The organism is Pseudomonas sp. GW101-3H06 (assembly GCF_059424605.1).
Map to the genome: position 1 here is coordinate 146,927 of NZ_JBWKZO010000001.1, position 23,402 is coordinate 170,328.

Below are 23,402 nucleotides of genomic sequence, written 5' to 3' on the forward strand. Positions count from 1 at the left end.
AAAACTGAAGATAACCGACCCTGTGGATAAGCACCCCATTCATCCACAGGCTTAAACCGGTTATCCAAGGGCCTCATTGGCACATGACCACAGGGTTTTGAATCTCTGTACACAACGTATTTAGTGGGCTGTAGAAATCTATCCACAGAAAGGTCGGTCAGTAGAAATAAACATAAAAACAAAGATTTAATAAATTTCTCTCTTTTTAATTTCTATAACCGCCACTTTTCCACAGCTGGTTAAATTTTGTGCAAAGGGTTCTTTAGGAAGGGCGAAGTCCCTATACTTGTCGACCAGGTCCAGAAACCTGAGCTCAAACTATTCCTGAATTACCTACTTAAGCAGGCACGAGGTGCGTGGTGGATTTCCCTTCCCGTTTTGAAGTGATCGTCATCGGCGGCGGTCATGCCGGTACCGAGGCAGCACTGGCCTCAGCACGTATGGGGGTCAAGACCCTATTGCTGACGCATAACGTGGAAACCCTCGGTGCCATGAGTTGCAACCCGGCCATTGGCGGAATCGGCAAAAGCCATCTGGTCAAGGAAATCGACGCCCTTGGTGGCGCGATGGCCATGGCTACCGATAAAGGTGGCATTCAATTTCGCGTATTGAACAGCCGCAAAGGTCCAGCCGTGCGCGCAACTCGCGCTCAGGCCGACCGGGTTCTGTATAAAGCCGCTGTCCGCGAAATCCTGGAAAACCAGCCGAACCTGTGGATATTTCAACAAGCCGCCGATGATCTGATCGTCGAGCAGGACCAAGTACGCGGTGTGGTTACTCAAATGGGTCTGCGTTTTCTCGCCGATTCGGTGGTTTTGACCACAGGTACCTTCCTTGGTGGACTTATCCACATCGGTTTGCAGAATTTCTCCGGCGGTCGCGCTGGTGATCCGCCATCGATTGCGCTAGCTCAACGTCTTCGGGAATTGCCACTGCGTGTTGGTCGCCTGAAAACCGGAACACCGCCGCGTATCGACGCACGGTCTGTGGATTTTTCCGTGATGACCGAGCAAGCAGGCGATACGCCGATTCCGGTGATGTCGTTCATGGGGTCCAAAGAGCAGCATCCGCGACAGGTCAGCTGCTGGATTACCCACACCAATGCACGCACTCACGAAATCATTGCCGCGAACCTCGACCGTTCGCCGATGTATTCCGCTGCCGGTGAGATCGAAGGCATCGGCCCGCGTTATTGCCCGTCGATCGAAGACAAGATTCATCGTTTTGCCGACAAGCAAAGCCATCAGGTCTTCATCGAGCCGGAAGGCCTGACCACAAACGAGCTGTATCCGAACGGGATATCCACATCCCTGCCGTTCGATGTGCAATTGCAGATCGTGCAATCGATCCGCGGCATGGAAAACGCGCACATCGTGCGTCCAGGATACGCCATCGAATATGACTACTTCGATCCACGTGATCTGAAGTACAGCCTGGAAACCAAGGTCATCGGCGGCCTGTTCTTTGCCGGACAGATCAACGGCACCACCGGTTACGAAGAAGCCGGCGCCCAGGGTTTGTTGGCCGGAACCAACGCCGCGCTGCGTGCACAAGGCAAAGACGCCTGGTGTCCACGTCGCGATGAGGCGTACATCGGGGTGTTGGTTGACGACCTGATTACGCTCGGCACCCAAGAGCCATACCGAATGTTCACATCCCGCGCCGAGTACCGCCTGATTCTGCGTGAAGACAACGCCGACCTGCGCTTGACCGAAAAAGGTCGGGAACTGGGTCTGGTCGATGACGAGCGTTGGGCCGCGTTCAGCAAAAAACGCGAAAGCATCGCGCAGGAAGAACAGCGACTGAAAAGCACCTGGGTTCGCCCCGGTACTGCGCAGGGCGACGCGATTGCCGAAAAATTCGGCACGCCGCTGACCCACGAATACAACTTGCTCAACCTCTTGAGCCGTCCGGAAATCGACTACGCTGGTCTGATCGCCGTAACCGGTGAGGGCGCAGAAGATCCACAGGTCGCCGAACAGGTCGAAATCAAGACCAAATATGCTGGTTACATCGATCGTCAACAGGATGAAATCGCCCGTCTGCGCGCCAGCGAAGACACAAAATTGCCTGTGGATATCGATTACACGAACATTTCCGGTCTCTCCAAAGAGATCCAGAGCAAGCTCGGTGCGACCCGTCCGGAAACCCTGGGCCAGGCGTCGCGTATTCCGGGCGTTACCCCAGCGGCGATTTCGCTGTTGATGATTCATTTGAAAAAACGCGGCGCGGGCCGTCAGTTGGAGCAAAGCGCTTGAGTTCGTTGGTCACCTCGCAACATGCCGAAGAGTTATCCACAGGCGCTCGCCAGCTCGGTGTCACGCTGACAGAAACCCAGCACGCGCAATTGCTGGGTTATCTGGCCCTGTTGATCAAATGGAACAAGGCTTACAACCTGACCGCGGTGCGCGATCCGGACGAAATGGTGTCCCGTCATTTGCTCGATAGCTTGAGTGTGATGTCGTTCATCGAAAACGGCCGCTGGCTGGACGTTGGCAGTGGCGGCGGTATGCCGGGTATTCCACTGGCGATCCTGTTTCCGCAGTCTCAAGTCACCTGCCTGGACAGCAACGGCAAGAAAACCCGCTTCCTGACCCAGGTCAAACTCGAACTCAAACTGGATAACCTGCAAGTTATCCACAGTCGCGTCGAAGCTTTCCAGCCAGCTCAGCCGTTCAACGGGATCATTTCCCGGGCGTTCAGCAGCATGGAGAACTTCACCAACTGGACGCGTCACCTCGGGGACACCGATACACGTTGGCTGGCAATGAAGGGCGTTCATCCCGCCGATGAGCTGGTAGCATTGCCGACAGACTTCCACCTCGATAGCGAACACGCCCTGGCCGTACCCGGTTGCCAAGGCCAACGCCATCTGCTGATACTGCGCCGCACGGCATGATTGGGAACACAAGCAAGAATGGCTAAGGTATTCGCGATAGCGAACCAAAAGGGTGGTGTGGGCAAGACCACCACCTGCATCAACCTCGCAGCATCTCTCGTCGCAACCAAGCGCCGGGTGTTGTTGATCGATCTCGATCCACAGGGCAACGCCACCATGGGTAGCGGTGTGGATAAACACGGCCTGGAAAACTCGGTCTATGACCTGCTGATCGGCGAGTGCGATCTGGCCCAGGCCATGCATTACTCGGAGCACGGTGGTTACCAGCTGTTACCGGCCAACCGCGACCTGACGGCCGCCGAAGTGGTTTTGCTGGAAATGCAGATGAAGGAAAGCCGCCTGCGCAGTGCACTGGCGCCGATCCGTGAAAACTACGATTACATCCTGATCGACTGCCCGCCGTCGCTTTCGATGCTCACCTTGAACGCATTGGTTGCCGCGGACGGGGTGATTATCCCCATGCAGTGCGAGTATTTTGCACTCGAAGGCTTGAGTGACCTTGTGGATAACATTAAGCGCATCGCCGAGTTGCTGAACCCGAACCTCAAGGTCGAGGGCCTGTTGCGGACGATGTACGACCCGCGCCTGAGCCTGATGAACGATGTGTCGGCGCAGCTCAAGGAACACTTCGGTGATCAGCTCTACGACACGGTCATTCCGCGCAACATTCGACTGGCCGAAGCCCCAAGCTACGGTATGCCGGCGTTGGCGTACGACAAAGCATCGCGCGGCGCTGTAGCCTATCTGGCTCTGGCCGGCGAAATGGTTCGTCGTCAGCGTAAAAACTCACGCATCGCCGCAGCTCAGGCAACTTAAGGAATCCCCATGGCCGTCAAGAAACGAGGTCTCGGACGTGGACTGGATGCACTGCTGAGTGGTCCGACTGTCAGCTCGCTGGAAGAACAAGCGGCACAAGCCGATCAGCGTGAGCTGCAACATCTGCCACTGGACCTGCTACAGCGCGGCAAATACCAGCCACGTCGGGACATGGATCCCCAGGCGCTGGAAGAACTGGCGCAGTCAATCAAGGCTCAGGGCGTCATGCAGCCCATCGTGGTTCGCCCGATTGGCAGCGGCCGTTTTGAAATCATTGCTGGCGAACGCCGCTGGCGTGCCAGCCAGCAAGCCGGGCAGGAAACCATCCCTGCGATGGTTCGCGACGTGCCCGATGAAACCGCGATCGCCATCGCGCTGATCGAGAACATCCAGCGCGAAGACCTGAATCCGATTGAAGAGGCGATGGCCTTGCAGCGTCTGCAGCAGGAGTTTCAGTTGACCCAGCAACAGGTGGCCGAAGCCGTCGGTAAGTCCCGGGTGACCGTGGCCAACCTGCTGCGCCTGATCTCGTTACCGGAAGTCATAAAGACCATGCTGTCCCATGGCGATCTGGAAATGGGTCATGCCCGTGCTTTGCTCGGTTTGCCGGACAATCAACAGGTTGAAGGGGCGCGACATGTTGTCGCACGCGGACTCACCGTGCGCCAAACCGAGGCACTGGTTCGTCAGTGGTTGAGTGGCAAACCCGAGCCCGTCGAACCCGTAAAACCAGACCCGGATATCGCACGATTGGAGCAGCGTCTGGCCGAGCGCCTAGGCTCTGCGGTGCAGATCCGCCACGGGAAGAAGGGAAAAGGGCAGTTGGTGATTGGCTACAACTCCCTGGATGAGCTTCAAGGCGTGCTCGCACATATTCGCTGAAACATTTCCTCATGTAGCGCGCAGTCGGAAATCACTACCTGACAGTTGAATAGGGGCAGAACCGCCCCTATACTCTGCGCGCATTTTGTCGGCACAAATTATGCCAAGTTATTGCATTTCGGCAGCCGACCATTGGAGAGCAATAGTGATGGAAACCCGCACGCCAAACCGCTTGCCGTTCCATCGCCTCGCGGTTTTCCCGGTGTTAATGGCTCAATTTGTCATTTTGCTCATTGCCGCTCTGGCGCTCTGGCAATGGTATGGAGTCGTTGCCGGGTACTCGGGACTTTGCGGAGGCCTGATAGCCTTGCTTCCCAATGTTTATTTCGCTCACAGGGCATTTCGGTTTTCCGGCGCCCGAGCAGCTCAAGCCATCGTCCGGTCTTTTTATGCCGGCGAGGCGGGCAAACTGATTTTGACGGCAGTGCTGTTTGCACTGGTGTTTGCAGGTGTGAAGCCATTGGCGCCGATCGCAGTATTCGGTGCCTTCGTGCTGACTCAGTCGGTCAGCTGGTTCGCTCCCCTGCTGATGAGAACAAGACTTTCGAGACCTTAGGGCGTTTGAGGCAACCATGGCAGAAACAACCGCTTCGGGCTATATCCAGCACCACTTGCAGAACCTGACTTTCGGTCAGCACCCTACCGGCGGCTGGGGCTTTGCCCACACCGCAGCAGAAGCCAAGGAAATGGGCTTTTGGGCTTTCCATGTCGATACCCTCGGCTGGTCGGTCGCATTGGGTCTGATCTTCGTTCTTCTTTTCCGCATGGCGGCAAAGAAGGCGACTTCCGGTCAGCCAGGTGCTTTGCAGAACTTCGTTGAAGTATTGGTCGAATTCGTCGATGGCAGCGTGAAAGACAGCTTCCATGGCCGTAGCCCGGTGATCGCACCGCTGGCACTGACCATCTTCGTCTGGGTGTTCCTGATGAACGCCGTCGACCTGGTACCGGTCGACTGGATTCCTCAGCTGGCCATCATGATCTCCGGCGATGCACACATCCCGTTCCGTGCCGTGTCGACCACCGACCCGAACGCGACCCTGGGCATGGCGTTCTCGGTTTTCGCACTGATCATTTTCTATAGCATCAAGGTCAAGGGCCTCGGCGGTTTCATCGGCGAGCTGACCCTGCACCCGTTCGGCAGCAAGAACATCTTCGTTCAGGCCCTGCTGATCCCGGTGAACTTCCTGCTGGAATTCGTGACCCTGATCGCCAAGCCGATTTCCCTGGCTCTGCGTCTGTTCGGCAACATGTATGCCGGCGAACTGGTGTTCATCCTGATCGCTGTGATGTTCGGCAGCGGCCTGCTCTGGCTCAGCGGCCTGGGCGTTGTTCTGCAGTGGGCGTGGGCAGTGTTCCACATCCTGATCATCACCCTGCAGGCGTTCATCTTCATGATGCTGACCATCGTCTACCTGTCGATGGCGCACGAAGAAAACCATTAAGGCCAGTCTCGACTAGTCTGATGTCCCTCCCGGTCAAACGGGAGGGGAGTCCTTGGGGGCTCTGAAACGATTTGTTTTACCGCTTTAATCTAAAAAACCTAAACCATACGACGTAAAAGTCGGGAGGAAAGATGGAAACTGTAGTTGGTCTAACCGCTATCGCTGTTGCACTGTTGATCGGCCTGGGCGCACTGGGTACCGCAATTGGTTTCGGCCTGCTGGGCGGCAAGTTCCTGGAAGGCGCAGCGCGTCAGCCAGAAATGGTTCCAATGCTGCAAGTTAAAATGTTCATCGTTGCCGGTCTGCTCGACGCCGTAACCATGATCGGTGTTGGTATCGCTCTGTTCTTCACCTTTGCGAACCCGTTCGTTGGTCAGATCGCTGGCTAATTACTCGGATCTTCCGAGTGATTTGATGTGATGGACAACGTAACTGCGAGGTGTTGGCGTGAACATTAATGCGACCCTGATTGGCCAGTCCGTTGCGTTCCTCATTTTTGTACTGTTCTGCATGAAGTTCGTATGGCCTCCGGTCATCACGGCACTGCACGAACGTCAAAAGAAGATCGCGGATGGACTGGACGCTGCCAGCCGAGCAGCTCGCGACCTGGAGTTGGCCCAAGAGAAAGCGGGTCATCAACTGCGCGAAGCGAAAGCTCAGGCAGCTGAAATCATCGAGCAAGCCAAGAAACGCGGTTCTCAGATTGTCGACGAAGCCCGTGAACAGGCTCGCGTCGAAGCTGACCGTGTGAAGGCTCAGGCTCAGGCCGAGATCGAACAGGAACTGAACAGCGTCAAAGACGCGCTGCGCGCCCAAGTGGGTAGCCTGGCCGTTGGCGGTGCCGCGAAGATCCTGGGTGCCACAATCGATCAAAACGCGCACGCAGAGCTGGTTAACCAACTGGCTGCTGAAATCTAAGCGAGGGCGATCATGGCAGAACTGACCACGTTGGCCCGACCTTACGCTAAGGCGGCCTTCGAGCACGCTCAGGCCCACCAGCAACTGGCCAATTGGTCAGCCATGCTCGGCCTGGCAGCAGCGGTGTCGGAAGACGACACCATGCAGCGCGTGCTCAAGGCCCCGCGACTGACGAGCGCAGAAAAGGCCGCCACGTTCATTGACGTGTGCGGCGACAAGTTTGATGCCAAGGCACAGAACTTCATTAACGTCGTTGCCGAAAACGACCGTCTCCTGCTGTTGCCGGAGATCGCCGCTCTGTTTGACCTGTACAAGGCTGAGCAAGAGAAGTCGGTAGACGTTGAAGTCACCAGTGCATTCGCATTGAACCAAGAACAGCAAGACAAACTCGCCAAGGTTCTCAGTGCACGACTCAACCGGGAAGTGCGCCTGCAAGTCGAGGAAGACAAGTCCCTTATTGGGGGCGTTGTTATCCGCGCCGGCGACCTGGTTATCGATGGCTCGATTCGCGGCAAAATCGCGAAACTTGCCGAAGCATTGAAATCTTGAGTTTGAAGGGGCAGCAGAGCAATGCAGCAACTCAATCCTTCCGAAATAAGTGAAATTATCAAGGGCCGCATCGACAAGCTCGATGTGACCTCCCAAGCCCGTAACGAAGGCACTGTCGTCAGCGTATCTGACGGCATCGTGCGGATTCACGGTCTGGCCGACGTAATGTATGGCGAGATGATCGAGTTTCCGGGCGGCGTCTACGGTATGGCCCTCAACCTGGAGCAAGACTCCGTAGGTGCCGTTGTACTGGGCGCATACACCAGTCTGGCTGAAGGCATGAGCGCCAAGTGCACTGGCCGCATCCTGGAAGTTCCGGTTGGTAAGGAACTGCTGGGTCGCGTAGTCGACGCACTGGGTAACCCAGTTGACGGCAAAGGTCCGCTGAACAACACCGAGACCGACGCGGTCGAGAAAGTTGCTCCAGGCGTGATCTGGCGTAAGTCGGTAGACCAGCCTGTACAGACTGGCTACAAGGCTGTCGATGCCATGATCCCTGTCGGCCGTGGCCAGCGCGAGCTGATCATCGGTGACCGTCAGATCGGTAAAACCGCTCTGGCGATCGACGCGATCATCAACCAGAAAGACAGCGGCATTTTCTGCGTCTACGTAGCGATCGGTCAGAAACAATCGACCATCGCCAACGTTGTTCGCAAGCTGGAAGAAAACGGTGCACTGGCTAACACCATCATCGTTGCTGCCAGTGCTTCCGAATCGGCTGCACTGCAGTTCCTGGCACCGTACTCCGGTTGCACCATGGGCGAATACTTCCGTGACCGCGGTGAAGACGCGCTGATCGTTTATGACGATCTGTCCAAGCAAGCAGTGGCTTACCGCCAGATTTCCCTGCTGCTGCGCCGTCCACCGGGCCGTGAAGCTTACCCAGGCGACGTGTTCTATCTCCACTCCCGTCTGCTGGAGCGCGCATCCCGCGTTTCGGAAGAGTACGTAGAGAAGTTCACCAACGGCGCAGTGACCGGCAAAACCGGTTCCCTGACCGCTCTGCCGATCATCGAAACCCAGGCTGGCGACGTTTCCGCGTTCGTTCCGACCAACGTGATTTCCATCACCGACGGTCAGATCTTCCTGGAATCGGCCATGTTCAACTCGGGCATCCGCCCTGCAGTGAACGCCGGTGTTTCGGTATCCCGTGTGGGTGGTGCCGCTCAGACCAAGATCATCAAGAAGCTGTCCGGTGGTATCCGTACCGCTCTGGCTCAGTACCGTGAACTGGCGGCATTCGCCCAGTTCGCTTCTGACCTGGACGAAGCGACCCGTAAGCAACTTGAGCATGGTCAGCGCGTTACCGAGCTGATGAAGCAGAAGCAATACGCGCCAATGTCGATCGCCGACATGTCGCTGTCGCTGTATGCCGCTGAGCGTGGGTTCCTGACTGACGTTGAAATCACCAAGATCGGCAGCTTCGAGCAAGCGCTGATTGCTTACTTCAACCGCGATCACGCCGATTTGATGGCCAAGATCAACGTGAAGGGTGACTTCAATGACGAGATCGATGGCGGCCTGAAAGCCGGTATCGAGAAGTTCAAGGCCACCCAAACCTGGTAAGCCGCAGCGGGAGCCGCAAGGCTCCCGCTTGCTAACCTGATAGGTGTTACATGGCAGGCGCAAAAGAGATTCGCAGTAAGATTGCGAGCATCAAAAGCACGCAAAAAATTACCAGCGCCATGGAAAAAGTGGCGGTCAGCAAAATGCGCAAGGCACAAATGCGCATGGCTGCTAGCCGTCCTTATGCGGAGCGTATCCGCCAGGTAATTGGGCATCTGGCCAACGCCAACCCGGAATACCGCCATCCGTTCATGATCGACCGTGAAGTCAAGCGCGTTGGTTATGTTGTGGTGAGCAGTGACCGTGGTCTGTGCGGTGGCTTGAACACCAACCTGTTCAAGGCCCTGGTCAAGGACATGGCGGTAAACCGCGAAAACGGCGTCGAGATCGATCTGTGTGTGATTGGTAGCAAGGGTGCGGCTTTCTTCCGCAACTTCGGCGGTAACGTCGTTGCAGCTATCAGCCACCTGGGTGAAGAGCCGTCGATCAATGATCTGATCGGCAGCGTCAAGGTGATGCTGGATGCTTATCTGGACGGCCGTATTGACCGCTTGTCCGTAGTGTCCAACAAGTTCATCAACACCATGACGCAACAGCCTACCGTGGAACAATTGGTTCCGCTGGTGGCAACCCCGGATCAAGAACTCAAGCACCACTGGGACTATCTCTACGAACCGGACGCCAAAGAGCTGCTTGACGGCCTGATGGTGCGTTACGTGGAGTCGCAGGTGTACCAGGCGGTGGTCGAGAACAACGCGGCTGAACAAGCTGCGCGGATGATCGCGATGAAGAACGCTACCGACAACGCCGGTGATTTGATCAGCGATTTGCAGCTGGTCTACAACAAGGCGCGTCAGGCTGCGATCACCCAAGAGATCTCGGAAATCGTCGGCGGCGCTGCCGCGGTTTAACGGTTCAAATATTCAGAGGATCCAGCTATGAGTAGCGGACGTATCGTTCAAATCATCGGCGCCGTTATCGACGTGGAATTTCCACGCGACAGCGTACCGAGCATCTACGACGCCTTGAAAGTTCAAGGCGCCGAAACCACTCTCGAAGTTCAGCAGCAGCTGGGCGACGGCGTGGTTCGTACCATTGCGATGGGCTCCACCGAAGGCTTGAAGCGCGGTCTGGACGTCAACAACACTGGCGCAGCCATCTCCGTACCGGTCGGTAAAGCGACCCTGGGCCGGATCATGGACGTACTGGGCAACCCGATTGACGAAGCCGGTCCGATCGGCGAAGAAGAGCGCTGGGGCATTCACCGTCCTGCACCTTCCTTCGCAGAACAAGCCGGTGGCAACGAGCTGCTGGAAACAGGCATCAAGGTTATCGACCTGGTTTGCCCGTTCGCCAAGGGCGGTAAAGTCGGTCTGTTCGGTGGTGCCGGTGTAGGCAAGACCGTAAACATGATGGAACTGATCCGTAACATCGCCATCGAGCACAGCGGTTATTCCGTGTTCGCCGGTGTGGGTGAGCGTACTCGTGAGGGTAACGACTTCTACCACGAGATGAAGGATTCCAACGTTCTGGACAAAGTGGCACTGGTTTACGGTCAGATGAACGAGCCGCCGGGAAACCGTCTGCGCGTAGCCCTGACCGGCCTGACCATGGCCGAGAAGTTCCGTGACGAAGGTAACGACGTTCTGCTGTTCGTCGACAACATCTATCGTTACACCCTGGCCGGTACCGAAGTATCCGCACTGCTGGGCCGTATGCCTTCGGCAGTAGGTTACCAGCCGACCCTGGCTGAAGAGATGGGCGTGCTGCAAGAGCGCATCACTTCGACCAAGCAAGGTTCGATTACTTCGATCCAGGCCGTATACGTACCAGCGGACGACTTGACTGACCCGTCGCCAGCGACCACGTTTGCCCACTTGGACGCCACCGTCGTTCTGTCCCGTGACATCGCTTCCCTGGGTATCTACCCAGCGGTAGACCCACTGGACTCGACTTCGCGTCAGCTGGACCCTAACGTGATCGGCAACGACCACTACGAGACTGCTCGTGGTGTTCAGTACGTGCTGCAACGTTACAAAGAACTGAAGGACATCATTGCGATCCTGGGTATGGACGAGCTGTCGGAAGCCGACAAGCAGTTGGTAAACCGTGCTCGTAAAATCCAGCGTTTCTTGTCGCAGCCGTTCTTCGTGGCTGAAGTCTTCACCGGTGCTTCGGGTAAATACGTTTCCCTGAAAGACACCATTGCTGGCTTCAAAGGCATCCTCAACGGTGACTACGACCACCTGCCAGAACAAGCGTTCTACATGGTTGGCGGCATCGAAGAAGCGATCGAGAAAGCCAAGAAACTGTAATCCCGGCGCCCGGCAACGGGCGCTAATTTAGGTTGAGGCAATCAGATGGCTATGACAGTCCATTGCGATATCGTCAGCGCGGAAGGGGAAATCTTTTCCGGTCTGGTCGAGATGGTGGTTGCGCACGGTGCACTGGGTGATCTTGGTATCGCCCTGGGTCACGCGCCGCTGATCACCAATCTCAAGCCGGGTCCGATCCGCCTGATCAAGCAGGGCGGGGAAGAGGAGGTGTATTACATCTCCGGTGGTTTCCTCGAGGTTCAGCCGAACATGGTCAAGGTTCTTGCCGACACCGTGCAACGGGCTGCCGACCTGGACGAAGCCTCCGCTCAGGAAGCCGTTAAGGCTGCCGAGAAGGCCTTGCATGAGCGGGGCGCGGAATTCGATTACGGTTCTGCTGCCGCACGTCTGGCCGAGGCTGCAGCTCAGCTGCGCACCGTCCAGCAGATCCGCAAGAAGTTCGGCCATTAAGGCCAGCTTGTTGTGTGATTGATAAAAAAGGGTAGCCTCGGCTACCCTTTTTTCTTTTCCGACTTTCATCACTATGGTCGCAGCCGCTGACCACCCAGGATTGGTAGCCAGTCATGTCTCTTGAAATCGTTATTCTCGCTGCTGGCCAAGGTACGCGCATGCGTTCGGCCTTGCCGAAAGTCTTGCACCCGATTGCCGGCAACTCGATGCTCGGCCATGTTATCCACAGCGCTCGGCAACTCGATCCACAGCGCATCCATGTGGTGATCGGTCATGGTGCCGAGGCAGTACGTGAACGCCTGGCCGCCGACGATTTGAATTTCGTCCTTCAGGACAAACAGTTGGGCACTGGCCATGCTGTCGCCCAGGCCGTTCCCTTCATCAAAGCCGATACCGTGCTGATTCTTTACGGGGATGTTCCGCTGATTGAAGTGGACACCCTGCAGCGTCTGCTCAAGAAAGTGGCGCCCCAGCAACTGGGGCTGCTGACGGTCGAGCTGGAGGACCCAACCGGCTATGGCCGCATCGTTCGAGGCGCCGACGGACAGGTCACTGCCATCGTCGAGCAGAAAGATGCCAATGAAGCCGAGCGCGCGATCACCGAAGGCAATACCGGTATTCTGGCCTTGCCTTTCGAAAGTCTTGGCGGATGGATGAGCCGGCTCTCCAACAATAATGCCCAAGGCGAGTATTACCTCACCGACGTGATCGCCATGGCGGTCAGCGACGGTCTGGTGGTGGCCACCGAGCAACCCCACGACGCCATGGAAGTGCAGGGCGCCAACGACCGCAAGCAGCTTTCCGAGCTTGAGCGTCACTATCAGTTGCGCGCCGGTCGCCGCTTGATGGCCCAGGGCGTAACCCTGCGCGACCCCGCACGTTTTGACGTTCGCGGTGAAGTAACCGTTGGCCGTGACGTGCTGATCGATATCAACGTGATTCTTGAAGGCAAGGTTGTCATCGAAGATGACGTGGTGATTGGCCCGAACTGCGTGATCAAGGACAGCACCCTGCGAAAAGGCGTGGTAATCAAGGCGAACAGCCATATCGAAGGCGCAATTCTCGGTGAAGGCAGCGATGCCGGGCCGTTTGCGCGTTTGCGTCCCGGTACGGTGCTGGAAGCACGGGCGCATGTGGGTAACTTTGTCGAACTGAAAAATGCGCACTTGGGCGAAGGCGCCAAGGCTGGCCATCTGACGTATCTGGGCGATGCCGAAATTGGCGCACGCACCAACATCGGCGCCGGCACCATCACTTGCAACTACGATGGCGCCAACAAGTGGAAAACGGTATTGGGCGAAGATGTTTTCATCGGGTCCAACAACTCGTTGGTAGCGCCTGTGGATATCCTCGACGGTGCGACGACCGCAGCCGGTTCAACCATTACCTCCACTGTGGATAAATCCCAGTTGGCGGTGGGGCGCGCACGCCAGAAGAACATCGATGGCTGGAAACGGCCGGAGAAGGTCAAGAAAAGCTGAGTTATCCACATATCGATACTGAGCTGAAGTTACGCACAGGCTGATCCATCGTATTCGCGGGCAAGCCCGCTCCCACAGGGTTATCAACATGCCTTGGGGAGTGGTCTTGCCCGCGAAGCTTTTATCCACAGAACTTTTTATCGCCTCGCGCTTGACGAAGTTTCAATGATAGGTTTTGATTGCTTACGTTATCTTTCGAATCGAAACTTACTTAACCATGTCGAAGCGCAACACACCTCAACGCCGCCACAACATCCTGGCCTTGCTTAACGAGCAAGGCGAAGTCAGTGTGGACGAACTGGCCAAGCGCTTCGAAACCTCCGAAGTTACGATTCGCAAGGATTTGGCAGCGCTTGAAAGCAACGGTTTGCTGCTGCGTCGTTATGGCGGTGCGATCACTATGCCCCAGGAACTGGTGGCCGATCTCAGTCAGCCTGTCTCCAAATACAAGCAAGCGATCGCCCGTGCTGCAGTGACGCGGATTCGCGAGCATGCGCGCATCATCATTGACAGTGGCAGCACCACCGCTGCGATGATCCCGGAACTCGGCCAACAACCGGGTCTGGTGGTGATGACCAATTCCCTGCATGTCGCCAATGCCCTGAGCGAGCTCGAGCATGAGCCAGTGCTGCTGATGACCGGCGGCACCTGGGACCCGCACTCCGAGTCCTTTCAAGGGCAGGTTGCCGAGCAGGTACTACGCTCTTACGACTTCGACCAGTTGTTCATCGGTGCCGATGGCATTGATCTGGTGCGTGGCACGACGACTTTCAATGAGTTGCTGGGATTGAGCCGGGTCATGGCCGAAGTGGCGCGCGAAGTGGTGGTGATGGTGGAAGCCGACAAGATCGGCCGCAAGATTCCCAACCTGGAACTGCCCTGGAGCAGTGTCCATACCCTAATTACCGATGATCGCCTGCCGCTTGAGGCACGGGATCAGATTCAGGCCCGTGGCATCACGCTGATTTGCGCGGCCATCAGTCAGGAGAAATAACATGTGTGGAATTGTTGGCGCAGTCGCAGAACGTAACATCACCGCCATCCTGGTCGAAGGCCTCAAGCGTCTTGAGTACCGCGGGTATGACAGTGCCGGTGTGGCGGTTTATACCAATGACGAAAAACTCCAGCGCCTGCGTCGTCCGGGCAAGGTCAGCGAGTTGGAGCAAGCCTTGAATGAAGAAGCCCTGGCCGGTCGCTTGGGTATCGCCCATACCCGCTGGGCAACCCACGGCGCTCCGAGCGAGCGAAACGCGCATCCGCATTTTTCAGGTGATCTGGCGGTGGTGCATAACGGCATCATCGAGAACCATGAAGCGCTGCGCGAGCAGCTCAAAGCCTTGGGCCATGTCTTTACGTCGGATACCGACACTGAAGTCATCGCCCATTTGCTGAACCACAAACTCAACGAACTGCGTGATCTTTCCGTTGCCCTCAAGGCGACAGTCAAAGAGCTGCACGGTGCTTATGGCCTGGCGGTAATCAGTGCCCGGCAACCGGATCGCCTGGTGGCAGCCCGTAGCGGTAGCCCACTGGTGATCGGTCTGGGCCTGGGTGAAAACTTCCTGGCCTCCGACCAGTTGGCCCTGCGCCAGGTTACTGACCGCTTCATGTACCTGGAAGAAGGTGATATTGCGGAAATTCGTCGCGACAGCGTGCAGATCTGGGACGTCAACGGCCAGGCCGTCGAGCGCGAAGCCGTGCAATATCGCGATGGCGCCGAAGCAGCGGAGAAAGGCGAGTTCCGCCATTTCATGCTCAAGGAGATCCACGAACAACCGTCCGTGGTGCAGCGCACCCTGGAAGGTCGCATCAGCCAGAATCAAGTGTTGGTGCAGGCATTCGGCCCACAGGCGGCAGAGTTGTTCGCCAAAGTGCGCAACGTGCAGATCGTCGCTTGCGGCACCAGCTATCACGCTGGCATGGTCGCCCGTTACTGGCTCGAAGAACTGGCCGGTATCCCTTGCCAGGTCGAAGTCGCCAGCGAGTTCCGCTACCGCAAGGTCGTGGTGCAACCCGATACCCTGTTCGTCACCATTTCCCAGTCCGGCGAAACCGCCGACACCCTGGCTGCTCTGCGTAACGCCAAGGAACTGGGCTTTCTCGCCAGCTTGGCCATCTGCAACGTCGGTATCAGCTCCCTTGTGCGTGAGTCCGATCTGACGCTGCTAACCCAGGCCGGCCGCGAAATCGGCGTGGCTTCGACCAAAGCGTTCACCACCCAGCTGGTAGGCTTGTTGTTGCTGACCCTGTCCCTGGGTCAGGTACGCGGTACCTTGGCCGACGGCGTTGAAGCCAGGTTGGTCGAAGAACTGCGTCGCCTGCCAACCCGTTTGGGCGAGGCACTGGCAATGGACAGCACGGTGGAGAAAATCGCCGAGCTGTTCGCCGAGAAGAACCACACGCTGTTCCTCGGCCGCGGCGCGCAATTCCCGGTGGCGATGGAAGGCGCACTCAAGCTCAAGGAAATCTCCTATATCCACGCCGAAGCCTACCCGGCCGGCGAGCTGAAACATGGTCCGTTGGCGCTTGTGGATAACGACATGCCCGTGGTGACTGTGGCGCCAAACAACGAGTTGCTGGAGAAGCTGAAGTCCAACCTTCAGGAAGTCCGTGCCCGTGGTGGCGAGCTGATCGTCTTCGCCGACGAGAAGGCCGGCATGACCAACGGTGAAGGCACGCACGTGGTGCAGATGCCACACATCCACGACATCCTGTCGCCAATCCTCTACACCGTCCCATTGCAACTGCTGTCGTACTACGTGGCCGTGCTAAAGGGCACTGACGTTGACCAGCCGCGCAACCTGGCAAAATCGGTGACTGTGGAATAAGTTATCCACAACTGATGGAACCTTTAAAAATCGCAGCCTCCGGTTGCGATTTTTTTATTTGAGTCGAGGACACGCTCATGGATCGCTTCCAGGAAATGCAGGTCTTTGCCGCTGTTGCCCAGGAGCAGGGCTTTTCGGCGGTGGCGCGGCGTTTGGGCATGTCGGCTGCCAGTGTCACGCGGGCGGTGGCGGCGTTGGAAAGGCGAATCGGCACACCGTTACTTGTGCGTACCACGCGCAGCGTGCATTTGACTGAAGCGGGCCAGCGTTATCTGGAAGACTGTCGAAGAATCCTTGCCGAGGTGCAGGAGGCCGAGGACTCGGCAGCAGGAAGCCATGCCCAACCACGTGGGCAGTTGACGATTACTGCGCCTGTTTTGTTTGGAGATTTGTTCGTTACACCGCTGATGGTGAGTTTTCTGACGCAATTCCCGGAGGTGTCGATTAATGCGCTGCTGGTTGATCGAGTGGTCAGTGTGGTGGAGGAGGGGATCGATGTAGCGGTACGCATCGGTGAGCTGCCCGACAGCAATCAGCATGCGATTCGGGTAGGGGAGGTTCGACGGGTGATCGTTGCCTCGCCGCGGTTTCTGGCCAGTCATGGTCGGCCAATGCACCCGCAGGAACTAACGCAGACACCGATCATTGCGACATCCGCCATTGGTCAATCAAGAAACTGGCCATTCCTTGAGCAAGGTGAACCGCTGAGCGTCCGGGCCGAACCGCGTCTGGTGGTCACGGCGAATCAGGCCGCCATTACTGCGGCGGCTTTGGGGCTTGGGTGTACTCGGGTTCTGTCATATCAGGTGGCGAGCAAAATTGCTGCCGGGGAGCTGGAAATCATTCTGGCGGATTATGAAATGCCCCCACTGCCTATCCATGTGGTTTATCAAGGCGGTCGCAAGGCTCCGGCTCGGGTGCGTAGTTTTGTCGACTTTATGGCGGATGGCCTCAGATCGCATACGGCATTGCATGAATAATTTCACTAGATGAAATAATGGATTGCGGTTCCTGGTTATTCTGTTGTTTTGGTGACTGATAGAAGATGGCTGCCATCGGTGCTGATCGTTTCCGAACAGTGCCACTTACCCGCGGAGTCGACCATGCAAGCCATCAAACTCTATAACTTCCCACGTTCCGGCCACGCTCACCGTGTGGAATTGATGCTATCGCTGCTGCAGCTTCCAACCGAGCTGATCCTGGTCGACCTGGCCAAGGGCGAACACAAAAAACCGGAATTCCTGGCACTCAATTCATTTGGTCAGGTACCGGTGCTGGATGATCAAGGCGTCGTGTTGGCCGACTCCAACGCAATTTTGGTTTATCTGGCGCAAAAATATGGCAACGGTCGTTGGCTGCCCACCGATCCGGTTGGCGCAGCGAAAGTGCAGCGCTGGCTATCCGCCGCTGCCGGTCCCATTGCATTCGGTCCGGCCCGAGCAAGGTTGATCACGGTGTTCGGTGCGCCGTACAGAGCTGATGAAGTGATCCCGTACGCCCACACTGTGCTCAAGGTTATCGACCACGAACTGGCGAACTCGATTTATCTGGCGGGCGATGAGCCGACGATTGCCGACGTGGCCGCCTACAGCTATATCGCCCACGCGCCGGAAGGCAACGTGTCGCTGGACGACTACGCTAACATTCGCGCCTGGCTGGCCCGGGTCGAAGCTTTACCTGGTTTTGTCGGCATGCCACGCACCGTCGCCGGCCTGCAAAAAACCGCCTGATGCTGGTGGCCCGGCTTTTCCGGGCCTTTCACACTGCGCCTTGGGTGCAGGGGAGAAGCCGTAATGGACCGTTCACCGTGGCATGCTGGCGAGCAACAATTGCAGGCACATGTAGGTGTTGTCGAGCGAATGGAGACGTTGGGCCGAAGGGTGATTCGCAACGAAATGCCCGACCAGCACCGTACCTTCTACCAGCAATTGCCCTTCATGCTGTATGGGGCAGTCGATGCGGATGGCAACCCGTGGGCCAGTGTGCTGGAAGGCGAACCGGGTTTCGCTCACTCGCCCGAACCTGGTCTTTTGCAATTCAGCAGCCTGCCGGCCGCTGACGATCCGGCGCAATTGAGTGAGGGGGCGGCCATCGGTCTATTGGGGATCGAACTGCATACCCGGCGACGCAACCGTATCAACGGACGTGTTGGCGGCGTGTCAACGGACGGCTTCGGGGTGACGGTGCAACAGTCCTTCGGCAATTGCCCGCAGTACATCCAGTTACGCCAGTTTCGTACCGTGCCGCTGGCGGACCCGGCGACGCGTATCGCCCAGCATCTCAACGAACTGGATGGCGCGACTAAAGCCGTGATTGCCGAGGCTGACACCTTCTTTGTCGCCAGTTACGTGGACGTCGATGGCGAGCGTTCAGTGGACGTTTCTCATCGTGGTGGACAGGCTGGCTTCGTACACGTGGAAGGGAATCGGCTGACCATTCCGGATTTCGCCGGCAACCTGTTTTTCAACACGCTGGGCAACCTGCTGGTCAATCCTCGGGCCGGTTTGTTGTTCATCGATTTCAATTCAGGTGATTTGCTGCAACTGAGTGGCCGCACCGAAATCATCCTTGAAGGGCCGCAGGTCGAGGCATTTCAAGGTGCCGAACGTCTGTGGACGTTCCACGTGGAACATGTCGTGCGTCGTCCTGCTGCTCTGGCGTTGCGTTGGCGCTTCGACGGTGTATCGCCCACCAGTTTACTCACCGGCACCTGGGCGCAAGCCGAGGCGCGCCTGCAAGCAAAGGCCCTGGGCGATCAATGGCGGCCACTGCGGGTGGTGCGGATCGAAGCGCAAAGCCACAACATCCGTTCGATTTATCTGGAGCCAGCGGATGGCGCCGGTCTGCCGCTATTTCAGGCCGGGCAGCATTTGCCCTTGCGATTCAACATTGATGGCGACGTGCATATCCGCACATACAGCCTGTCGAGTGCTCCGTCCGACGACTTTTTCCGCATCAGCGTGAAGCGCGACGGGCGAGTGTCTTCGCACCTTCATGAGCAGGTTCGCGTTGGCGACCTGTTGGAGGCACGTGCGCCACAAGGCCATTTCACGGTGGCACCCCATGAGCGTCGACCACTGGTATTGCTGGCCGCCGGGGTCGGCATCACGCCGTTGCTGTCGATGCTGCGTGAGGTGGTTTATCAAGGGCTGCGTACACGCCGTATCCGGCCGACCTTGTTCTTGCAGAGTTCGCGCTCGTTGGCCGATCAGGTGTTTCGTCCTGAACTGAACCGCTTGCTCGATGACGCCGGTGACGCGGTCAGGGTGGTGCGCCTGCTTAGTCAACCGGAACCGGAGGCGCGGGAGGGTGAGGATTTTGATTTGACCGGGCGGATCGACGTGGAACTGATCAAAACCCTGATTGAGGTCGAGGATTACGATCAGGTGGATTTTGTCCTGTGCGGCCCCGGCAGTTTTACCCAAGGGCTGTACGACAGCTTGCGGGAATTGGGCATTCGTGACGCACGGATTCACGCCGAAACCTTTGGCCCTTCTACGTTGCGTCGACGACTTGATCCCGATGCGGAGGTCATCGAGCAGCCGCCAGCTGCGACGACGTCGGTGCCGGTGGTATTTCATCGATCAGGCAAAGAAGCACGCTGGCAACCGGAGGGTGGCAGCCTATTGGAACTTGCGGAAAGCCGTGGCTTGCGCCCGGAATTCAGTTGCCGTGGCGGTTCCTGCGGTACCTGCAAGACGCGACTGATCAGTGGCCAGGTGAATTACCCACTGCCGCCAGCGGAAGTACCGGACGAAGGGCAGGTTTTGATTTGCTGTGCGATTCCGGCTCAGGGCGCGCAACCTTTGGTTCTGGACCTGTAAAGAATGAACTGAGGTGAACATTTGCTCGGCGGTCGATGGCTGAGTAGGGTAGTGGGCAGAACGAAAAAGGGCCGTTAACGGCCCTTTGTGCATTTTCAGGGACAGACGCTTTCATGGTTTTTTTCACTCGCTGGACGATCGTGCTGACGGCGCTGGCGCTGCTCAATGGCTGCGAACGACAGGACGCGCCACCACTCGATCAGCAGCTCTACGTCTGGCAAAGGCAGTGGACACCGGCTCATGAAGCGGCTCTGAGAGACAGCCGTGCAGATTTCTCCACCCTTCGAGTGTTGGCGTTGCAGGCCTTTCCCCGGGCGGGCTGGAACCGGGCGCGGATCGATCCGGCGTTGCTCAAGATGGATGGCCGGCCGCTGATTGCCGTGATTCGCCTTGATGGGCAGCTCAAGTCACTGAATCAGGACGAGGTCACGGCGCAGATTCAGCAGGTGATCAGTGATTGGCAGGCACAGGGCCTGACGCTCGCGGGCGTGGAAATCGACCACGACGCGGGTAACGCTCGGCTGCCGGCCTATCACGTTTTCCTGACGCACTTGCGCGCTGCACTGCCGACCTCTGTGCCGCTGAGCATTACTGCACTGCCGGCCTGGCTCGACAGTCCCGAATTGCCATCGTTGTTATCCACAGTCGACAGCAGTGTGTTGCAGGTGCATGCGGTGCGCGATCCGCGTCATGGACTGTTTGATCCGGATCAGGCATGGCAGTGGGCGAAAGCCTGGAGTCGCGTCTCTGCGAAACCGTTCTATCTGGCGCTGCCGGCCTATGGCGTGGCGCTGTTGCCGGATGCCGGCGGTGCGCCAATCGTGGAGAGTGAAGTCAGCATCGAGCGGGGTGGCCAACGGCGGGAGCTGCTGGCCGATCCGCAGCAAGTGAGCCAGCTTGCCACCGAACTGCGTGCCGACCCGCCGGCGCATCTGGCTGGCCTGATCTGGTTTCGCCTGCCGCTGACTAATGACCGTCGGGCCTGGAGCCTGACCACCTTGCGTGCCGTGGCGCGTGGTGATGCCCTCGACAGTCGGCTGGCGCTGAGCCTCTCGACGCAACAGGGCCTCTATGACATCGGCGTGCGCAACGAGGGCAATCTCGACAGCGCCTGGCCCGAGCGTCTGACACTGGCGGTGCAAGGTTGCGAGGGGGCTGATGCGCTGGCCGGGTATGCATTGCAACAAGGTCCGGATCTGCTTACCTTCACCCGCCTGCGTGACGGTCGGATCGCGGCCGGCGGGCAGCGCGCCATCGGTTGGGCACGCTGCGCAAAAATTGATCAAGGAGAGTCGAATGTTCACCCATAACTGGCCGCGCCATCTGCTGTGCCTGAGTCTCAGCCTGCCGCTGGGTACGGCGCTGGCGTGCGGGCCTGACTTTCCCATGCGCCTGCTGGATAACCGTGGCCAGTCTCTGTCAGAGCTGCCGGAAGGCAACTTCCGGTTTGAGATCAATCGGCTTGGTCACGCGATCGGAGGATTGAAAGACGTCTCTGAAGTTGCGTATGGCATGGACGCCACCGACTACGCACAACAACGCAGCCAGGCCGAGCAAACCGGTTTGACCGTCGAACAACAAGCCTTGGTGAAGCAGCTGCGTGGTTTGACCGATGCCCGCCAGGTCGAGGCGCAAGGCGCGAGTCTGCCAGCCGAACTCAGGCTGTATCTGGCTGGAGCCGTGGCGTTTGCTGCGGATGACCATGGTTTGGCGGCGGATTATTTTCAGAAGGTGCTCGCGTTACCGGCTGATCAACGGGCGTTGCGCAGTACCTGGGCGGCGTATTCGTTGGGCCGCGCATTGTTCACCATGAGTTCGCAAGCGGGCGCAGGCTCCGACCTGCTGGCGCAGTCGAGAACGGCGTTCGAGCAAACCCGGCAACTGAGCATCGACGGCTTCAATGATCCGCTGGAGCTGGGTGTCGCCAGCCTCGGTGAAGAGGCCCGCGTGGCGCGCACCATGGGTGACTGGAACAGCGCCATCGAGCTCTATGCCACACAAAACCGCCACGGTTCGACTGTGGGCTACACCTCGCTGAAATTGTTGATGGCCGATCTGGCGAATATGCCAGAAGAGGAGCTGGCTGAATTGCTCAAGCATCAACCGGTGCAGCAGTTGGTCACGGCCTCGTTGATCAGTCGCCTGGGCTGGTCATTCGGTGATCAGCCGCCGAACGAACAAAAGTTGATCAAGCTGCTGAAAAGCAGCACCCGTGGCAATCTCGACAATGCCGATCGACTGGCAGCGGTGAATTATCAACAGGGCGATTACGCCAGTGCCAAGGCCTTCCTCAAGCATGCCGGTGATGGCGGCCTGGCCTGGTGGCTGCGGGCCAAGCTGGCGGTGCGCGAAGGCGATAAAAATGCGGCGGCTGCGGCCTATGCGAAAGCGGCCCAGGCCTTCCCGCAGAAGGAATCCTGGGGCGAGCGGCGCACGCCGGACTGGGCTTTTGAGTCCGTGCAGCCCAAGTGTCGGGTAGAAGGTGAAAGCGCGATTCTTGCCTTGCAGCGCGGGGATTATCTGCAAGCGTTCGATCAGCTTTACCGCAGCAATGATATCTACTGGTTTGATGCGGCGACGGTCGCCGAGCGGGTGCTGACCGTTGATGAACTCAAGCATTACGTCGATACCCAGGTGCCGGCGCCACCGGCGCTGACTCAACAGGAACGTGATAACTACGTCCCGTTACCGGTGGCGGCGAAACTGCGCAACTTGCTCGCGCGGCGATTATTGCGCGAAGAGCGCTATGACGAAGCACCGGCGTATTTTGACCGTGTCGAGTTGCAACACAAGGCTCGTTGGTACGGGCAGTTGCGAGACGATGCCGAATCGAAATGGTGGCCGACCAAACGGTCATTCGCTTATTTCCATGCCGCGCAGGTGGCCCGTTACGACGGAATGGAGTTGCTGGGCTACGAGATGTCTCCGGATTATGCGACCTTCGGGGGCAATTACAGTCTTGAAACCCCAGAGCTCAAGGTGGGGCCGCTGATTGCCGAGGGCGAAGTCCAGCGACAGCAAGCGACAGTCGCTCAGCCAGACGAACGTTTCCATTACCGATTTGTCGCCACTGCTTTGGCGAACAAGGCAGCAGATTATTTACCCCACAGCAGTCAGGCATTTGCAGCGGTACTGTGCAAGGCGTCGAACTGGGGCACAAATCTGCAAGAACAGAGGGCGTTCTATCGGCGTTACATCGAAAATGGTCCGTATGTTGTGTGGGCCGGTGATTTTGGCCATCAATGCCAGGACCCCGACTTCCAGAACGCCGACAAACGCTATGTCACCCAGGTTACCGATGCGGCAAGGTCAGTGCTGCGACCGTACAAGAGCGCACTGCAGGTGGGCGGCGTGCTGGCCGTTGCGGCGGCGGCGCTGATGCTGATCATTCGCCGCCGCAAGGTACGGTGA

At 57.9% G+C, this 23,402-nt stretch carries 21 protein-coding genes; all 21 read left to right on the forward strand.

Features of this window, described 5'->3' with window-relative positions; translation table 11 throughout:
- The first annotated feature begins 359 nt into the window (after nucleotides 1-359).
- The 21 genes from mnmG to AC07ZE_RS00835 all read left to right on the forward strand — a co-directional run bounded on the left by mnmG (nucleotide 360) and on the right by AC07ZE_RS00835 (nucleotide 23,402).
- Nucleotides 360-2,258 (forward strand): tRNA uridine-5-carboxymethylaminomethyl(34) synthesis enzyme MnmG, encoded by a 1,899-nt coding sequence (mnmG, locus tag AC07ZE_RS00735; protein WP_207260046.1) that lies wholly within the window; start codon nucleotides 360-362, stop codon nucleotides 2,256-2,258.
- Nucleotides 2,255-2,899: a 16S rRNA (guanine(527)-N(7))-methyltransferase RsmG gene (gene rsmG, locus AC07ZE_RS00740; protein ID WP_095194530.1), complete on the forward strand. Its 645-nt coding sequence runs from the start codon at nucleotides 2,255-2,257 to the stop codon at nucleotides 2,897-2,899. The genes mnmG and rsmG overlap by 4 nt, the downstream gene beginning before the upstream one ends.
- 18 nt (nucleotides 2,900-2,917) lie before the next feature.
- Entirely contained in the window at nucleotides 2,918-3,715 is a 798-nt protein-coding gene (locus AC07ZE_RS00745; RefSeq protein WP_095194531.1) for a ParA family protein, read from the forward strand.
- Between the two features lie 9 nt (nucleotides 3,716-3,724).
- Nucleotides 3,725-4,597, forward strand: a complete 873-nt coding sequence (locus AC07ZE_RS00750; RefSeq protein ID WP_095194532.1) for a ParB/RepB/Spo0J family partition protein — start codon at nucleotides 3,725-3,727, stop codon at nucleotides 4,595-4,597.
- A gap of 148 nt (nucleotides 4,598-4,745) precedes the next feature.
- On the forward strand, nucleotides 4,746-5,153 hold the full coding sequence (locus AC07ZE_RS00755; RefSeq protein WP_095194533.1) for a F0F1 ATP synthase subunit I: 408 nt from the start codon (nucleotides 4,746-4,748) through the stop codon (nucleotides 5,151-5,153).
- Nucleotides 5,154-5,169: 16 nt separating this feature from the next.
- A complete protein-coding gene (gene atpB, locus AC07ZE_RS00760) occupies nucleotides 5,170-6,039 on the forward strand; it encodes a F0F1 ATP synthase subunit A (protein ID WP_095194534.1) in 870 nt (289 codons plus the stop codon).
- Between the two features lie 131 nt (nucleotides 6,040-6,170).
- On the forward strand, nucleotides 6,171-6,428 hold the full coding sequence (gene atpE, locus AC07ZE_RS00765) for a F0F1 ATP synthase subunit C (RefSeq protein ID WP_003097235.1): 258 nt from the start codon (nucleotides 6,171-6,173) through the stop codon (nucleotides 6,426-6,428).
- A 58-nt stretch (nucleotides 6,429-6,486) separates the two neighbouring features.
- Nucleotides 6,487-6,957, forward strand: coding sequence for a F0F1 ATP synthase subunit B (locus AC07ZE_RS00770; protein WP_137805867.1), 471 nt, complete (start codon nucleotides 6,487-6,489; stop codon nucleotides 6,955-6,957).
- 12 nt (nucleotides 6,958-6,969) lie between these two features.
- Nucleotides 6,970-7,506 carry a F0F1 ATP synthase subunit delta gene (locus AC07ZE_RS00775; protein WP_137805868.1) on the forward strand — a complete coding sequence of 179 codons (537 nt, stop codon included), beginning with the start codon at nucleotides 6,970-6,972 and terminating at the stop codon, nucleotides 7,504-7,506.
- Between the two features lie 21 nt (nucleotides 7,507-7,527).
- Nucleotides 7,528-9,072 carry a F0F1 ATP synthase subunit alpha gene (atpA, locus tag AC07ZE_RS00780; protein WP_093228332.1) on the forward strand — a complete coding sequence of 515 codons (1,545 nt, stop codon included), beginning with the start codon at nucleotides 7,528-7,530 and terminating at the stop codon, nucleotides 9,070-9,072.
- 50 nt (nucleotides 9,073-9,122) lie between these two features.
- Nucleotides 9,123-9,983, forward strand: coding sequence for a F0F1 ATP synthase subunit gamma (gene atpG, locus AC07ZE_RS00785; RefSeq protein ID WP_207260047.1), 861 nt, complete (start codon nucleotides 9,123-9,125; stop codon nucleotides 9,981-9,983).
- 27 nt (nucleotides 9,984-10,010) lie between these two features.
- Nucleotides 10,011-11,387: a F0F1 ATP synthase subunit beta gene (atpD, locus tag AC07ZE_RS00790; RefSeq protein ID WP_137805870.1), complete on the forward strand. Its 1,377-nt coding sequence runs from the start codon at nucleotides 10,011-10,013 to the stop codon at nucleotides 11,385-11,387.
- Nucleotides 11,388-11,432: 45 nt separating this feature from the next.
- Nucleotides 11,433-11,858 carry a F0F1 ATP synthase subunit epsilon gene (locus AC07ZE_RS00795; protein WP_010465460.1) on the forward strand — a complete coding sequence of 142 codons (426 nt, stop codon included), beginning with the start codon at nucleotides 11,433-11,435 and terminating at the stop codon, nucleotides 11,856-11,858.
- 113 nt (nucleotides 11,859-11,971) lie between these two features.
- Nucleotides 11,972-13,339, forward strand: a complete 1,368-nt coding sequence (gene glmU, locus AC07ZE_RS00800; protein WP_207260049.1) for a bifunctional UDP-N-acetylglucosamine diphosphorylase/glucosamine-1-phosphate N-acetyltransferase GlmU — start codon at nucleotides 11,972-11,974, stop codon at nucleotides 13,337-13,339.
- A 217-nt stretch (nucleotides 13,340-13,556) separates the two neighbouring features.
- The gene (locus AC07ZE_RS00805) at nucleotides 13,557-14,333 is read left to right on the forward strand and encodes a DeoR/GlpR family DNA-binding transcription regulator (protein WP_207260050.1); all 777 of its coding nucleotides are present in this window, start codon (nucleotides 13,557-13,559) and stop codon (nucleotides 14,331-14,333) included.
- 1 nt (nucleotide 14,334) lies between these two features.
- Complete coding sequence (gene glmS / locus AC07ZE_RS00810) at nucleotides 14,335-16,167, forward strand: glutamine--fructose-6-phosphate transaminase (isomerizing) (protein ID WP_207260053.1); 1,833 nt, start codon at nucleotides 14,335-14,337, stop codon at nucleotides 16,165-16,167.
- Nucleotides 16,168-16,244: 77 nt separating this feature from the next.
- Complete coding sequence (locus tag AC07ZE_RS00815; RefSeq protein WP_207260055.1) at nucleotides 16,245-17,147, forward strand: LysR family transcriptional regulator; 903 nt, start codon at nucleotides 16,245-16,247, stop codon at nucleotides 17,145-17,147.
- A gap of 123 nt (nucleotides 17,148-17,270) precedes the next feature.
- Nucleotides 17,271-17,897, forward strand: a complete 627-nt coding sequence (locus tag AC07ZE_RS00820; protein WP_207260057.1) for a glutathione S-transferase family protein — start codon at nucleotides 17,271-17,273, stop codon at nucleotides 17,895-17,897.
- A gap of 63 nt (nucleotides 17,898-17,960) precedes the next feature.
- The gene (locus tag AC07ZE_RS00825; RefSeq protein WP_207260058.1) at nucleotides 17,961-19,991 is read left to right on the forward strand and encodes a 2Fe-2S iron-sulfur cluster-binding protein; all 2,031 of its coding nucleotides are present in this window, start codon (nucleotides 17,961-17,963) and stop codon (nucleotides 19,989-19,991) included.
- Nucleotides 19,992-20,104: 113 nt separating this feature from the next.
- Nucleotides 20,105-21,301, forward strand: a complete 1,197-nt coding sequence (locus AC07ZE_RS00830) for a DUF3142 domain-containing protein (protein WP_207260060.1) — start codon at nucleotides 20,105-20,107, stop codon at nucleotides 21,299-21,301.
- A complete protein-coding gene (locus AC07ZE_RS00835; protein WP_207260062.1) occupies nucleotides 21,288-23,402 on the forward strand; it encodes a hypothetical protein in 2,115 nt (704 codons plus the stop codon). The genes AC07ZE_RS00830 and AC07ZE_RS00835 overlap by 14 nt, the downstream gene beginning before the upstream one ends.